Here is a 13,913-nt window from a genome sequence, read left to right on the forward strand (position 1 = left end):
GCTAACTCGGGTTATCCACAGGCTATTTGACGGTTCTGTGGACAAGTGGCGTGCGATTTAACCCATTTCGTCAAGTTTGTTGGCTCCTGGGCGAGATGAGGCGAGGGTATCCAAGGTCCTTGCCTGCAGCTCGCGTTCGGTGGCCGCCGCGATGAAGGCCGCCACCTGCTCCGCCCCAACCAGATCCTGCACGGCCTGCGTTGTCCGGGCCGGCAACAGCACCGGACGGGTCTCGCTCCCCTCGATGGCGCTCTCGCGCGACCCGAGGTGGTGGTGCAGGTGCCGGGTGGCGAACGTCCGCATCGCACGGGCCAGTTCGGCGTCCACGGTCTGCTGGGCGAGCGGCCGCAGGCGGCGCACCATCGACGCCGCCTCGGCCGCGTCGGAGTCGGTGGGCGGGTGGTGACCGAGATAGCGGGCGAAGACGTGCTCGGTGGTGAACTCCAGGAAACGGGAGGCTATGTGCTCGACCTGGCCGCGAAGCTCCTTGAGATGACCGGAGATCGCGAGCAGCGGAACGCCCGCCGCGTGCAACTCGACGGCCACCGCCAGCTCCTGGGGGCTCGGTACGAGGAACTCGTCGGCCCGGCCGGGGACGCGCTCCAGCACCCCGAGCTCCACCGCCTCGGCGATCGCCTCGTCGTCCTGCGAACCGCCGAACCTCGCGTCGAGCTCCTCGCGGGTGATCCGGTCGGCCTTCTCGTCGGTCCAGGGGCCGTGCACCTCCGCGGCCAGGCCCAGGACCCCGCCCAGCCCCCGCCCCGCGTCCCACGCCTCCAGCAGCTCCTTGATGCTGGCCAGGGTGTAGCCGCGGTCCAACAGGTCCGCGATCCGGTGCAGCCGGGCCAGATGCGTCTCCCCGTACACATTGGCCCGTCCGCGCCGCTCGGGCGTCGGCAGCAGCCCGCGGTCCTGGTACGCCCTGATCGTGCGGACCGTCGCCCCGCTGGCGTGGGCCAGGTCCTCGATCCGGTACTCGGCACCCGCCCCCCGCCCGCTCACAGCGGCGGCTTCAGCCGGGCGATCCCCCGCAGCACACCCGGGCTGACCCGGGAGAGCAGCCGGACACCACGCGCCTCCGGAGTCACCGGCACCACGGCCTGGTTGCGGACGACCGCCCGCAGGATCGCGTCGGCGACCTTCTCCGGCGGGTAGTTGCGCCGGCCGTAGAGCCGGGTGGTCCGCTTCCGCAGCCGCTGCTCCTCCGCCGCGTCGGTTCCGGCGAAGCGAGTGGTGGCGGTGATGTTGGTGTTGACGATGCCGGGGCATATGGCGCTGACCCCGATCGACTTCTCCGCCAGCTCGGCCCGCAGGCATTCGCTCAGCATCAGCACGGCCGCCTTCGACGTGCTGTACGCGGGCAGTGCCCGGGAGGGCTGAAAGGCCGCGGCCGACGCGGTGTTGACGATATGGCCGCCCTGACCCCGGTCGGCCATCTGCTTGCCGAAGATCCGGCAGCCGTGGATGACGCCCCAGAGATTGACGTCGAGGACCTTCTTCCACTCCTCGCTGGTGGTCTCCAGGAACGAGCCGGAGAGCCCGATCCCGGCGTTGTTCACCAGGACGTCGACGATGCCGTACTCGGCGGCGACCTTGTCGGCGAGCTTCTCCATCGCCGCCTCGTCACCGACGTCGACCGCCTCGCCCCAGGCCGCGGGAGCCCCGACCAGCCGGGCCAGCTCCGCCGTCCTGGCGGCCCCTTCCGCATCGCGGTCCACGGCCACCACCCGGGCGCCCGCCTCGGCGAACGCGAAGGCCGTGGCCCGCCCGATCCCGGAGGCCGCCCCGGTCACCAGGACCAGCTGACCGCCGAACCGCTCCGCGTACGGCCCCTTCGCCGTCTGCTGCTGGGCCGGCAACCCCTCCTGGCCGTCCGCCTCGTTGGCGGCGGCGAACTCACCGATCCACGCGGCCAGCTGGTCGGGCCGGGTGCGCGGCACCCAGTGCTTGGCCGGCAGCGACCGGCGCACCAGGCGGGGGACCCACTGCTCCAGGTCGTCGTAGAGCCGCTCGGAGAGGAAGGAGTCGCCGGTCGGCGTGATGAGCTGGACCGGCGCGTGGGCGTAGGCGTCGGCGCGCGGCCTGCCCAGCCGGGCGCGGACGTTGTCCCGGTAGAGCCAGGCCCCGTGCGCCGCGTCGTCGGGCAGGGAGGCGGTCGGGTAGTCGCCCGCGGGCACCTTCTCCAGCCGCTGGAGGATCCCGGGCCACCGCTTGCCGAGGGGCCCGCGCCAGGCCAGCTCCGGCAGCACCGGCGTATGGAGCATGTAGACATACCAGGACTTGGCGCCCTGGCCGAGCAGCTGGCCGACCCGGCGGGGGGTGGGCCGGGCCATCCGCTGTTTGATCCAGTGCCCGAAGTGGTCCAGGGAGGGGCCCGACATCGAGGTGAAGGAGGCGATCCTGCCCTCGGTCCGCCCGACCGTGACGAACTCCCAGGACTGCACGGACCCCCAGTCGTGCCCGACCACATGGACCGGCCGGTCCGGGCTGACGGCGTCGATCACCGCGAGGAAGTCGTCGGTCAGCTTCTCCAGGGTGAAGCCGCCGCGCAGCGGCCTGGGCGCTGTCGACCTGCCGTGGCCCCGGACGTCGTACAGCACGACGTGCCACTGCTCGGCGAGCCGCACGGCGACCTCGGACCAGACCTCCTTGCTGTCCGGGTATCCGTGCACCAGCACCACCGTCGGCCGGTCCGCGTCGCCCAGTTCGGCGACGCAGAGCTCGACGCCACCCGTACGTACCCGGCGCTCGCGCGCTCCCTGCAGACTCACGCCGCCACCTTCTCCTCGGCCCAGCGCCGCACATGCGGCAGATCGTCGTCCAGCCAGAAGGCGCTCTGCTCGGGGTCCTTGGAGTCGGTGACGACCAGGATCTCCTCGAACTTCGCGCCCGTACCCCGGAATCCGAGGTGGGGTTCGACCGCCCACAGCCCTGGCTGCGGGGGATGGTCGGAGAAGCTGTACGGGCTCCACAGCGGCGACCAGCCGTCCCGGTGGCCGTGCACCGCGTCGCTCACCAGCCCCTTGAGGGACTGGGTCCCGAACCCGAACACCTGCGGGGACCAGCGCCGTTCGGCGACTCGGTCCACCTTGTGGGCGATGACGCCGAAGGGGTAGGCCCGGTGCCTGTTCGCGTACCCCTGTGCGGTCATGAGGCGTTCGACGTCCTCGTAGATCTCGCGGAGCGAACGGCGCTCGCGCACCTCCCGCAGGATCAGCTCGCGGTGCGCCTCCAGGTCCGCCAGCAGCCTGTCGTGCAGCGGGTTGAGGCCGAGGCAGCCGGAATAGCCGATGTCGGCCGTATATCCCTTGTACACCGGGGCCATGTCGAGGATGAACGGCATGCCCGGCTCCAGCTTCCGGTTGGTGGGGAAGAACTGGAGCGGCACCTTGAACCCGGCGAACGCGGTGCGGTCCCCGAACCAGGCGAAGGGGAGGTGGAACCAGTCCCGCACACCGCGCTCCCGCAGCCACACCCGCTGCATCCGGGCCGCCTCGCGCTCGGTCACCCCCGACCTGAGCTGACCGGCGACGGCCTCGGCGCAGGCGTAGGCCAGGCGCTGCACCTCTCTGAACCCCCGCAGCTCCGGGGCGCTCAACCCCCGCCGCTCCGGCGCGCTTTCGTCCTGCACTGCCGAGACCATGCCACCGTCCGTTCCCTGCCGTGTGCGGTACGTGCCCGTAACGTGACACTGATGAATGTGACAATGTCCAGCGGCTACGTCAAGGGGTGTGCGAGGCCTGTGGACAACTCCCGGCGCCGGCGAAACCGCCGCCACCCAGGCCCGCACCCGGAGGCCGGAACTCCTCCTTCGCGGGGTCCCCCTACGGGGCCGTACGACTGGAGTCTGATGCCGATCCAGCCGTCAAGGCTGACGATCCCTGTGGCCCGCGCCACTACCGTCGTACTCGTGACTGCCGTTATCGCTACCGAAGCCCTGAGCAAGCGGTTCCCCCGGGTGACCGCGCTCGACCGGCTCACGTTGGACATCGGACCAGGTGTGACCGGTCTGGTGGGTTCCAACGGAGCCGGCAAGTCCACACTGATCAAGATCCTTCTGGGTCTCTCCCCCGCCACCGAGGGCCGGGCCGCAGTGCTCGGGCTCGACGTGGCGACGAGCGGTGCCGCCATCCGGGAGCGGGTGGGGTACATGCCGGAACACGACTGCCTCCCGCCCGATGTGTCGGCCACCGAGTTTGTCGTGCACATGGCTCGCATGTCGGGGCTGCCGCCGACCGCGGCCCGGGAGCGCACCGCCGACACCCTGCGCCACGTCGGCCTCTACGAGGAGCGCTACCGCCCCATCGGCGGCTACTCGACCGGTATGAAGCAGCGGGTGAAGCTGGCCCAGGCCCTGGTCCACGACCCCCAGCTGGTCCTCCTCGACGAGCCGACCAACGGCCTGGACCCGGTCGGCCGCGACGAGATGCTCGGCCTGATCCGCCGGATCCACACCGACTTCGGCATCTCCGTCCTGGTGACCTCGCACCTCCTGGGCGAGCTGGAACGCACCTGCGACCACGTCGTCGTCATCGACGGCGGAGCCCTCCTGCGCTCCAGCTCCACCAGCGACTTCACCCAGATCACCACCACCCTCGCGGTCGAGGTGACCGACAGCGACACCCACCCCGACGGCACCGACGCCCTGCGCCGGATCCTCACGAAGGCCGGGGTCGCCCTGGTCGGCCACGACGGGCTCGACGCGGAGGGGCTGCCGGGCGCGGGCCACATCCTGCTGGTCGAGGCCACCGGCGAGGAGACCTACGACCTGGTCCGCGACAGCGTCGCCGGGCTCGGCCTCGGCCTGGTCCGCATGGAGCAGCGCCGCCACCACATCGCCGAGGTCTTCCGTACCGAACAGGACGCGGCGCGCACCGCCGCCGTCCCGGCCCAGGCCGCCACCGCCGGGGCCGCACAGCAGAAGGGGAGCGGTCGCGATGAGCACTGAGACCGGGACCGCGACCGGGCGCGACACCTCCCGGATCCACAACATCGGCTACCGCTCCTACGACGGCAAGCGGCTCGGCCGGGCCTACGCCCGCCGCTCCCTCTACTCGCAGACCCTGCGCGGCTCCTTCGGACTCGGCCGTTCCGCCAAGTCCAAGGTGCTGCCCATGCTGCTGTTCGGCGTGATGACCCTGGTGGCGGCGATCCTGGTGGCCGTCTCCATGGCCGCACCGGACGCCTCCAAGCTGGTGGTCAAGTACACCTCGTACGCGATCTACCTCCAAGCGGTCATCGGCCTCTTCATCGCCGCACAGGCCCCGCAGGCGGTCTCCAGGGACCTCCGCTTCAAGAGCGTCCCCCTGTACTTCTCGCGGCCGATCGAACGCGCCGACTACGTCGTCGCCAAGCTCGCCGCCACGGCGTCCGCGCTCTTCATCCTCACCGGGGCGCCGCTGCTCGTCCTCTATGTGGGCTCTCTGCTCGCGAAGTTCGACTTCGTCGACCAGACCAAGTGGTTCGGCCAGGGGCTGGTTTCGGTGGCGCTGCTCTCCGTGCTGTTCGCCGGGCTCGGCCTGGTGATGGCCGCCCTGACGCCGCGCCGGGGCTTCGGTGTCGCCGCGGTGATCGCGGTGCTGACCATCTCCTACGGTGCCGTCTCCACGGTCCAGGCCATCGCCTGGGAGACCGGTTCGCCCGGCGCCGTGGAGTGGCTCGGCCTCTTCTCGCCGATCACGCTGATCGACGGCGTACAGACCGCGTTCCTCGGCGCCACCTCCGCCTTCCCCGGAGGGGAAGGCCCGGGGGCCGGTACGGGCGTGGTCTACCTGTTCGTTGTTCTCGCGCTCGTCGCCGGCTCGTACGCCGTCCTGATGCGCCGCTACCGGAGGGTCGGGCTGTGACCACCATCGAGATCGACCACACCTCGCGCTGGTTCGGCAATGTGGTCGCCGTCAACGACGTCTCCATGACGGTGGGCCCCGGCGTCACCGGGCTGCTCGGCCCGAACGGCGCCGGAAAGTCCACGCTCATCAACATGATGGGCGGATTCCTCGCCCCTTCGACGGGGAAGGTCACGCTCGGCGGACGGCCGATCTGGCGCAACGAGAGCGTCTACAAGGAGATCGGCATCGTCCCGGAGCGGGAAGGGATGTACGACTTCCTGACCGGCAAGGAGTTCGTCGTCGCCAACGCCGAACTCCAGGGCCTGGGAGGCGCGGAGGCGCAGAAGGCGCTGGCCACGGTCCAGATGGAGTACGCGCAGGACCGCAAGATCTCCACGTACAGCAAGGGCATGCGCCAGCGCGTGAAGATGGCGTCCGCGCTGGTCCACGAGCCCTCGGTGCTGCTGCTGGACGAGCCGTTCAACGGGATGGACCCGCGCCAGCGGATGCAGCTGATGGATCTGCTGCGGCGGATGGGGGCCGAGGGCCGTACGGTCCTGTTCTCCTCCCACATCCTCGAAGAGGTCGAGCAGCTGGCCTCGCACATCGAGGTGATCGTGGCGGGACGGCACGCCGCCTCCGGCGACTTCCGGAAGATCCGCCGCCTGATGACGGACCGTCCGCACCGCTACCTGGTCCGCTCCAGCGACGACCGGGCGCTGGCGGCCGCGCTCATCGCCGACCCGTCGACGGCGGGCATCGAGGTCGACCTGACCGAGAAGGCCCTGCGCATCCAGGCCGTCGACTTCGGACGGTTCACCGAACTGCTGCCGAAGGTGGCCCGTGAACAGGGCATCCGGCTGCTGACCGTCTCCCCGTCCGACGAATCCCTCGAATCGGTCTTTTCCTACCTCGTAGCGGCCTGAGTAGTGGCCTGAAAGGAGCTGTGCACCGTCATGTACGACCCCACAGTCGCCCGGCTCACCTACCGGGCCCTGCTCGGCCGGCGCCGGGCCGCCATCCTGTTCGTCCTTCCCGCGCTGCTGCTGGTCATCGCGGCGGCGGTCCGCATGTTCGCCGGAGCCGACGACCAGGTCGCCGCCAACGTCCTCGGCGGCTTCGCCATCGCCACGATGGTGCCGCTGATCGGCGTGATCGCCGGAACCGGGGCGATCGGCCCCGAGATCGACGACGGCTCGATCGTCTATCTGCTGGCCAAGCCGGTGAAGCGGCCCACGATCATCTTCACCAAGCTGATCGTCGCCATCGCCGTGACCATGGTCTTCTCCGCCCTGCCGACCCTGCTCGCGGGCCTGATCCTGAACGGCAACGGGCAGCAGATCGCGATCGCCTACACGATCGCGGCGCTGGTCGCCTCGATCGCGTACAGCGCGCTGTTCCTGCTCCTGGGCACCATCAGCCGCCACGCGGTCGTCATCGGCCTGGTGTACGCGCTGGTCTGGGAGGCCCTCTTCGGCAGCCTGGTGCCGGGCGCGCGGACGCTCAGCGTCCAGCAGTGGTCCCTCGCCGTCGCTGAGAAGGTGGCCGGCCAGGGCATGGTCACCTCGGAGGTCGGACTGCCGCTCGCGACGGTCCTGCTGGCCGCCGTCACCGTGGCCGCCACCTGGTACGCGGGCCAGAAGCTGCGCGCGCTGAAGCTGGCCGGGGAGGAGTGAGCCCGGCCTGATCCGGTACGCCTGCCACGCAGCCCCCGCCCTCCGGAATTCCGGGCGGGGGTTGTCGTATGACCGGGGCAGATATGCGCGTAACCATACGTTTATCGGGTCGTTGGGCAGGGTGCGTGGAGGCAACTGGAATCCGTGGCGTCGTAGCGTTCGTGAAATCGGGGAGTGCCGGACCCGGGTGAGGCTCAGCCCACCGGTCCGGTCATCGAGTGAGTGGCAACCGTGAGCGTCCTCCACCCCCGCAGCCCGGGGTAGGGGCCGTCCCTTGTCATTCCCTCGGACGGAAGGCATGCCCATGCCCACGGAAGTCGCCCTGCTCGAATCGCGCGCGCTGCGCGTCGAGCAGATGGGGCGCGTCGACATCCTCGACAAGGTGAAGAGCCTTGTCATGCTCCCAGACGGAATTCACGTTCGCACAGAGGACGTGGCACGTTACTTCGAAGTATCCACAGAGGTCGTCAAAAAGGTCACCCAGCGCCATCGGGAAGAGGTGACGGAGAACGGTCTCAAGCTGCTCCGAGGCTCTGAGCTGCAGGTCTTCCATAGGGACATGTTGTCCCTATGGAAGGGCGGCAAGGAGGAAAGTTATCCACAGGCGGCCACTCAGCTGACCCTGTACACCCGCAGAACCGTCCTCAACGTCGCCATGCTTCTTCGCGACAGCGACATCGCCCGCTGCGTCCGTACGTACCTCCTCGACGCCGAGGAATCCCTGCGGGCCCAGTACGACACGCTCGATGCGCGGGTCACCCGGATCGAGAGCTGCCTCGCCGATGTCGGCAGTGCGCTCCAGGAGCTCGGGCCGGTGCTCTGCCGGATGTCCGAGCGGCTGGACAGCCTGGACCGGAAGGTGGAGGTGACGCAGCAGCTGGTCGGCGCGATGAGCGTGCGGCTGTCGGACCTGTCTCAGGACGTCGTACGGATGGACGCGCGGTTCGACGCGCGGATGGAGGCCTTCGCGCACCAGCTGAAGGACCTGCGGCGCCGTAGCGGGCGCCGCTGAGCTCTCCGGGCCGACGGCAGATGAAGGCTGACGGCAGATGAAGAAGGCCCTGTCCGCCGCCGTTGGGATCCAGCGGCGGCGGACAGGGCCGACAGCGGTGCTACGTCAGTGGGGTGCGGGCACGGCCCCCGTGCGGAGCAACTCCTCCAGGACCACCGCGATGCCGTCGTGCTCGTTGGACGCGGTGATCTCGTGCGCCACGGCCTTCAGGGTGTCGTGGGCGTTGGCCATGGCCACCCCGTGCCGCGCCCAGCCGAACATCGGGATGTCGTTCGGCATGTCACCGAAGGCGATGGTGTCGGCGGCCTTCACGCCGAGCCGGCGGGCGGCCAGCGAGAGGCCGGTCGCCTTGCTCAGCCCGAGCGGGAGGATCTCCACCACTCCGGGGCCCGCCATGACCACGTCGACCAGGTTGCCGACGGCCGCCCGCGCGGCAGTGGCCAGGGCGTCGTCGTCGAGCTCCGGGTGCTGGAGGTAGACCTTGTTCAGCGGGGCGGCCCACATCTCGGCGGCGTCGTCCACGAAGACGTACGGGAGCGGCCCCTCCTGCACCCGGTAGCCCGGGCCGACCAGCACCTCGCCCTCCAGGCCGTCGCGGCTGGCGGCCAGCGCCAGCGGGCCGACCTCCGCCTCGACCTTCGAGAGGGCGAGCCCGGCGAGCTGCCGGTCCAGGGTCAGCGAGGTCAGCAGCTTGTGCTCACCCGCGTGGTAGACCTGCGCGCCCTGGCCGCAGACGGCGAGGCCGTCGTAACCGAGGTCGTCCAGGATGTGCCGGGTCCAGGGGACCGACCGCCCGGTGACGATGATGTGCGCGGCACCGGCCGCCGTGGCGGCGCCCAGTGCCTCGCGGGTGCGCTCGGAGACCGTGTCGTCCCCGCGCAGGAGTGTGCCGTCGAGGTCGGTGGCGACGAGCTTGTAGGGGAAGGTCACTTGGAGACCGGTTCCAGGATTTCGCGGCCGCCCAGGTACGGACGGAGCATCTCGGGGACCCGGACCGAACCGTCGGGCAGCTGGTGGTTCTCCAGGAGCGCCACGATCGTGCGCGGTACGGCGCAGAGGGTGCCGTTCAGCGTCGCCAGCGGCCGGACCTTCCTGTCCTCGCGCATCCGGACGGAGAGGCGGCGGGCCTGGAAGCTGTCGCAGTTCGACGCGGAGGTCAGCTCGCGGTACTTGCCCTGGGTCGGGATCCACGCCTCGCAGTCGAACTTGCGCGAGGCCGAAGCGCCGAGGTCACCGGTGGCGACATCGATGACCTGGAAGGGCAGTTCGAGGCCGGTGAGCCACTGCTTCTCCCACTCCAGGAGCCTGCGGTGCTCGGCCTCGGCGTCCGCCGGGTCGACGTACGAGAACATCTCGACCTTGTCGAACTGGTGGACGCGGAAGATGCCGCGGGTGTCCTTGCCGTACGTCCCGGCCTCCCGGCGGAAGCAGGGGGAGAACCCGGCGTACCGCAGGGGCAGCTTGTCCGCCTCCACGATCTCGTCCATGTGGTACGCGGCGAGCGGCACCTCCGAGGTGCCGACCAGGTAGAAGTCGTCCTTCTCCAGGTGGTACACGTTCTCCGCGGCCTGGCCGAGGAAGCCGGTGCCCTCCATGGCGCGCGGGCGGACCAGCGCGGGGGTCAGCATCGGGATGAAGCCGGCCTCGGTGGCCTGGGCGATCGCCGCGTTGACGAGGGCGAGCTCCAGGAGGGCGCCGATGCCCGTCAGGTAGTAGAACCGCGAACCGGAGACCTTGGCCCCGCGCTCCATGTCGATGGCGCCGAGCGCCTCGCCGAGCTCCAGGTGGTCCTTGGGCTCGAAGCCCTCGGCGCCGAAGTCACGGATGGTGCCGTGCGTCTCCAGGACGACGAAGTCCTCCTCGCCGCCGACCGGCACGTCCTCGTGGACGATGTTGCCGAGCAGGAGGAGCAGCCGCTTGGCCTCGGCGTCTGCCTCGTCCTGGGCGGCGTCGGCCGCCTTGACGTCTGCCTTGAGCTGATCGGCCCTCTTGAGGAGCTCGGCGCGCTCCTCGGGGGTGGCCTTGGGGATCAGCTTGCCGAGCTGCTTCTGCTCGGAGCGGAGTTCGTCGAAGCGGACGCCGGACGACCTGCGCAGCTCGTCGGCGGAGAGCAGGGCGTCGACGAGCGCGACGTCCTCTCCACGGGCGCGCTGGGAGGCGCGAACACGGTCGGGGTCCTCACGGAGCAGGCGAAGGTCAATCACCCCTCCAGGCTACCGGTGCGCGGATCTCGCACTCGAACCGATATTGCCGAGCGTGTCACTTTGACCGAATTGCCGGAATTGATATTCCTGAGGGGGAATCGCGAGGTGCGATCCGGCGTCTGCGTCAATAACGGCGGTTAACTCCCCTGAACAGGACAGAAGGTGCAGGCTCTCTTGACGTACGAGCCTTGGGGGAGGGGGAGTTGGGGCCGCCCTTCTCCGGTGTTGTCCACAGGAGGGGGTGTGCTGGGATAGTTATCCACAGGCTGTGAAGAAGTTCTGTGGATGTCGGAACAGAATGTTCCGGGAGGGGGACGAAGGTGCGCCGATCCCCTGTCTTCGCAGTCGAAACCTGCCCCGCACGCTCATTCGGGTGGCAATTCGTCGCTCTGGTGAGTTGATCAAGGGAATTCGCGCGACTCGGGAGGGGTCGTGCCGAGTCGGCCGCCTGTGGGTGCATCCAGGGTCACTGCGTTGATTTGTCGATGATGTCGCATGAGGGTGTCGACTTGTCCCCAGGTCGAGAAGCCATCCTGTGGATAACTCTGTGGGTGGATGACTATCTGTAGGTAGGACCACAGCGGAGCGCACAGAGCGCCCCGGGAGCGGAGCGCACAGAGCACCCCGGAGCGGAGCACTCCACTCCAGGGCCCTCCGCCTCAGGGCACTCCGCTTCAGGGCACTCCGCTTCAGGGCACTCTGCTTCAGGGCACTCCGCTCCGCGGTGAGCCGCAGCGACCGCTCTCAGATCCGCCCGTCCTGGCTGCGCGCCAGCCAGTCGGAGGCTTCGGTGAAGGAGCTGTCCGAGGTGCCCGCACGCAACGGCCGGACCTCGTCGGCGGAGACCCCCGCCCGCGGGTACGAACCGAGGAACCGCACCTTCGGGCAGATCCGCTTCAGCCCCATCAGGGCCTCCCCCACCCGCCGGTCCGCGATGTGCCCCTCGGCGTCCACGGCGAAGCAGTAGTTGCCGATGCCCTCGCCGGTCGGGCGCGACTGGATCAGCATCAGGTTGACGCCGCGCACCGCGAACTCCTGGAGCAGCTCCAGCAGCGCACCGGGGTGGTCGTCGCCCAGCCAGATCACGACGGACGTCTTGTCGGCCCCGGTCGGGGCGGACGGCCGGGCCGGGCGGCCCACCAGGACGAAGCGGGTCTGGGCGTTCTCCGCGTCATGGATCTCCGTGACCAGCGGTTCGAGGCCGTAGGTGGCGGCGGCGAACTCACCGGCGAACGCGGCGTCGTAGCGCCCCTCCTGGACCAGCCGGGCGCCGTCCGCGTTGGACGCCGCCGACTCCCACGCGGCCTGCGGGAGGTGGGCCGCCATCCAGTTGCGCACCTGCGGCTGGGCGGCCGGGTGCGCGGTGACCGTCTTGATGTCCGAGAGCTTGGTGCCCGGCCGCACGAGCAGCGCGAAGGTGATGGAGAGCAGCACCTCGCGGTAGATCATCAGCGGCTCTCCGCTGGTCAGCGCGTCGAGCGTGGCCGTGATGCCGCCCTCGACGGAGTTCTCGATCGGCACGAGAGCCGCCGCCGCCTCACCGTTGCGTACGGCGTCCAGGGCCGCCGGTACGGAGACCATCGGGACGAGCTCGCGGGTGGCGGCTTCCGGGAGCGTGCGGAGGGCGACCTCGGTGAAGGTCCCTTCGGGACCGAGATAGGCGTAGCGCGTGGCTGACATACGCTCACCCTATTGCGCCGTACGACGGGGGCCTCGCCGTCTCAGAATCCGGTCGGGGGCCGGGCGCGCAGGGCTCGGGACCCGCCGGTCACGCGCCCCCCGGCCTCATGAGGCGCCACGGCACGCGCCCCCCGAGGAGCCCCACGGAAGGCGCCACGCACGCGCCCCCGGACCCCCATGAGGCCTGCTCGCGGCCTCAGGACTCCAGCAGCCGCTGCCCCACGTACTCGCCCTCCGCCGCCCCGCCCGGTACCGCGAACAGGCCGCTCGCCTCGTGCCGGATGAACGGCGACAGGGCGTCGCCCCGGTCGAGCTTGCGCTGCACTGGTACGAAGCCCTGGAACGGGTCCGCCTGCCAGCAGACGAAGAGCAGCCCGGCATCCGGAGTGCCGTCCTCCGAGATCCCGTCGTGGTACGAGAACGGGCGCCGGAGCATGGCGGCCCCGCCGTTCTTCTCGGGGGAGGAGATCCGGGCGTGGGCGTTGTCGGGGATCACGAGCCGTCCGTCCGGGCCCGCCTTGTCGAGGTCCATCGCGGTGGTCTCGCTCCCGCCGCTCAGCGGGGCCCCGTCCGCCTTGCGCCGCCCGATGACCTGCTCCTGCCGGTCCACCGGAAGCTTCTCCCAGTCGTCCAGCAGCATCCTGATCCGACGGACGACGGCGTACGAACCGCCCTCCAGCCACTCCTGCGGGGTGCCGGGGGAGGCGGGCACGAAGATCCGCCGGTCGAAGTCCTCGTCGGCCGGCTTCGGGTTGCCGGTCCCGTCGATCTGGCCCATCAGATTGCGGGCGGTCATCGGCCGGGCCGTGGCCCCAGGGGTGCGGTTGAAGCCGTTCATCTGCCACCGCACCTTTACTGTTCCCGCGCTCTCCTTCTGTACGGCCCGCAGGGCGTGAAAGGCGACGAGCGCGTCGTCGGCGCCGATCTGCACCCACAGGTCGCCGTCGGAGCGCTTGGCGTCGAGCTGGTCGGAGGAGAACGGGGGCAGCGGGTCGAGGGCGGCGGGCAGCCGGGAGGTGAGGCCCGTACGCGCGAAGAACGTACGGCCGAAGCCGAAGGTGACGGTGAGGGAGGAGGGGCCGGCGTCCAGCGCGATCCCGGTGTCGTGGCCGGGCCCGTCCGCCGAGCCTCCCGCCGGGCGGCCCGCCATCAGCTCCCGCACCAGCGCCGACCAGCGCCGCATCAGGGCCACGGCCTCCTTGCGGCCCGCCCCCGCCACCAGGTCGAAGGCGACGAGGTGGCCCCGGGCCTGAAGCGGAGTGGTGATCCCCGGTTGATGTTTCCCGTGAAACATCGCCTCGGTGGAGCCGACGGCCGTCAGGGCGGTAGGCGCGTCGGAGCGGGTCGCGGCATACCCGGCCGCCCCGCCTCCGGCGCCCAGCACCAGCCCGGTGGCGCCCGCCGCACCCACGCCGCCCAGCAGCCGCCGCCGCGAGACACCGGCGGGGCCGGGGTCCGGGGGAACGGTCGCACCGGTGGGGGCCGGGTCCTGCTTCCTGGTCTTGCTCACCGT

The 13,913-nt window shown here is 70.3% G+C and carries 12 protein-coding genes; 5 read left to right on the forward strand and 7 right to left on the reverse strand.

Annotation, left to right across the window (positions count from 1 at the left end):
• Nucleotides 1-57 precede the first annotated feature (57 nt).
• The 3 genes from IE264_RS07875 to IE264_RS07885 are packed head-to-tail and all read right to left on the reverse strand — an operon-like array spanning nt 58 to nt 3,643.
• Nucleotides 58-1,002, reverse strand: coding sequence for a MerR family transcriptional regulator (locus IE264_RS07875; protein ID WP_032755830.1), 945 nt, complete (start codon nt 1,000-1,002; stop codon nt 58-60).
• Nucleotides 999-2,771 (reverse strand): SDR family oxidoreductase, encoded by a 1,773-nt coding sequence (locus IE264_RS07880; RefSeq protein WP_032755829.1) that lies wholly within the window; start codon nt 2,769-2,771, stop codon nt 999-1,001. Before IE264_RS07880 ends, IE264_RS07875 begins: the two co-directional genes overlap by 4 nt.
• Nucleotides 2,768-3,643 (reverse strand): M24 family metallopeptidase, encoded by an 876-nt coding sequence (locus tag IE264_RS07885; RefSeq protein ID WP_051821772.1) that lies wholly within the window; start codon nt 3,641-3,643, stop codon nt 2,768-2,770. The genes IE264_RS07880 and IE264_RS07885 overlap by 4 nt, the downstream gene beginning before the upstream one ends.
• A 207-nt stretch (nt 3,644-3,850) precedes the next feature.
• Between IE264_RS07885 and IE264_RS07890 the strand changes: the two genes are divergently transcribed.
• The 5 genes from IE264_RS07890 (at nt 3,851) to IE264_RS07910 (ending at nt 8,516) form a co-directional block, all read left to right on the forward strand.
• Complete coding sequence (locus IE264_RS07890) at nt 3,851-4,948, forward strand: ABC transporter ATP-binding protein (RefSeq protein WP_015609902.1); 1,098 nt, start codon at nt 3,851-3,853, stop codon at nt 4,946-4,948.
• Complete coding sequence (locus IE264_RS07895; RefSeq protein ID WP_015609903.1) at nt 4,938-5,846, forward strand: ABC transporter permease; 909 nt, start codon at nt 4,938-4,940, stop codon at nt 5,844-5,846. The genes IE264_RS07890 and IE264_RS07895 overlap by 11 nt, the downstream gene beginning before the upstream one ends.
• Nucleotides 5,843-6,754 (forward strand): ABC transporter ATP-binding protein, encoded by a 912-nt coding sequence (locus IE264_RS07900; protein WP_015609904.1) that lies wholly within the window; start codon nt 5,843-5,845, stop codon nt 6,752-6,754. The genes IE264_RS07895 and IE264_RS07900 overlap by 4 nt, the downstream gene beginning before the upstream one ends.
• 30 nt (nt 6,755-6,784) lie before the next feature.
• Nucleotides 6,785-7,504 (forward strand): ABC transporter permease, encoded by a 720-nt coding sequence (locus IE264_RS07905; RefSeq protein WP_031122588.1) that lies wholly within the window; start codon nt 6,785-6,787, stop codon nt 7,502-7,504.
• Between the two features lie 304 nt (nt 7,505-7,808).
• A complete protein-coding gene (locus tag IE264_RS07910; RefSeq protein WP_032756162.1) occupies nt 7,809-8,516 on the forward strand; it encodes a hypothetical protein in 708 nt (235 codons plus the stop codon).
• A 105-nt stretch (nt 8,517-8,621) separates the two neighbouring features.
• On the opposite strand, the gene IE264_RS07915 is transcribed toward IE264_RS07910, so the two are convergent.
• The 4 genes from IE264_RS07915 to efeB form a co-directional block, all read right to left on the reverse strand.
• Entirely contained in the window at nt 8,622-9,446 is an 825-nt protein-coding gene (locus IE264_RS07915; protein ID WP_015609907.1) for an HAD family hydrolase, read from the reverse strand.
• Nucleotides 9,443-10,720 carry a serine--tRNA ligase gene (serS, locus tag IE264_RS07920; RefSeq protein WP_032755828.1) on the reverse strand — a complete coding sequence of 426 codons (1,278 nt, stop codon included), beginning with the start codon at nt 10,718-10,720 and terminating at the stop codon, nt 9,443-9,445. Before serS ends, IE264_RS07915 begins: the two co-directional genes overlap by 4 nt.
• A 744-nt stretch (nt 10,721-11,464) precedes the next feature.
• Nucleotides 11,465-12,400, reverse strand: coding sequence for a prephenate dehydratase (gene pheA / locus IE264_RS07925; protein ID WP_015609909.1), 936 nt, complete (start codon nt 12,398-12,400; stop codon nt 11,465-11,467).
• 196 nt (nt 12,401-12,596) lie between these two features.
• Nucleotides 12,597-13,910 (reverse strand): iron uptake transporter deferrochelatase/peroxidase subunit, encoded by a 1,314-nt coding sequence (gene efeB, locus IE264_RS07930; protein WP_032755827.1) that lies wholly within the window; start codon nt 13,908-13,910, stop codon nt 12,597-12,599.
• Between the last annotated feature and the right edge of the window lie 3 nt (nt 13,911-13,913).

The sequence above is a fragment of the Streptomyces microflavus genome, assembly GCF_014650075.1.
Lineage (GTDB): Bacteria > Actinomycetota > Actinomycetes > Streptomycetales > Streptomycetaceae > Streptomyces > Streptomyces microflavus.

Bases quoted from the DNA above. Each gene is read 5' to 3' on its own strand.
- IE264_RS07885 (WP_051821772.1), bottom strand. From the start codon at position 3,643: ATGGTCTCGGCAGTGCAGGACGAAAGCGCGCCGGAGCGGCGGGGGTTG.
- IE264_RS07890 (WP_015609902.1), top strand. From the start codon at position 3,851: ATGCCGATCCAGCCGTCAAGGCTGACGATCCCTGTGGCCCGCGCCACT.
- IE264_RS07895 (WP_015609903.1), top strand. From the start codon at position 4,938: ATGAGCACTGAGACCGGGACCGCGACCGGGCGCGACACCTCCCGGATC.
- IE264_RS07905 (WP_031122588.1), top strand. From the start codon at position 6,785: ATGTACGACCCCACAGTCGCCCGGCTCACCTACCGGGCCCTGCTCGGC.
- IE264_RS07910 (WP_032756162.1), top strand. From the start codon at position 7,809: ATGCCCACGGAAGTCGCCCTGCTCGAATCGCGCGCGCTGCGCGTCGAG.
- pheA (WP_015609909.1), bottom strand. From the start codon at position 12,400: ATGTCAGCCACGCGCTACGCCTATCTCGGTCCCGAAGGGACCTTCACC.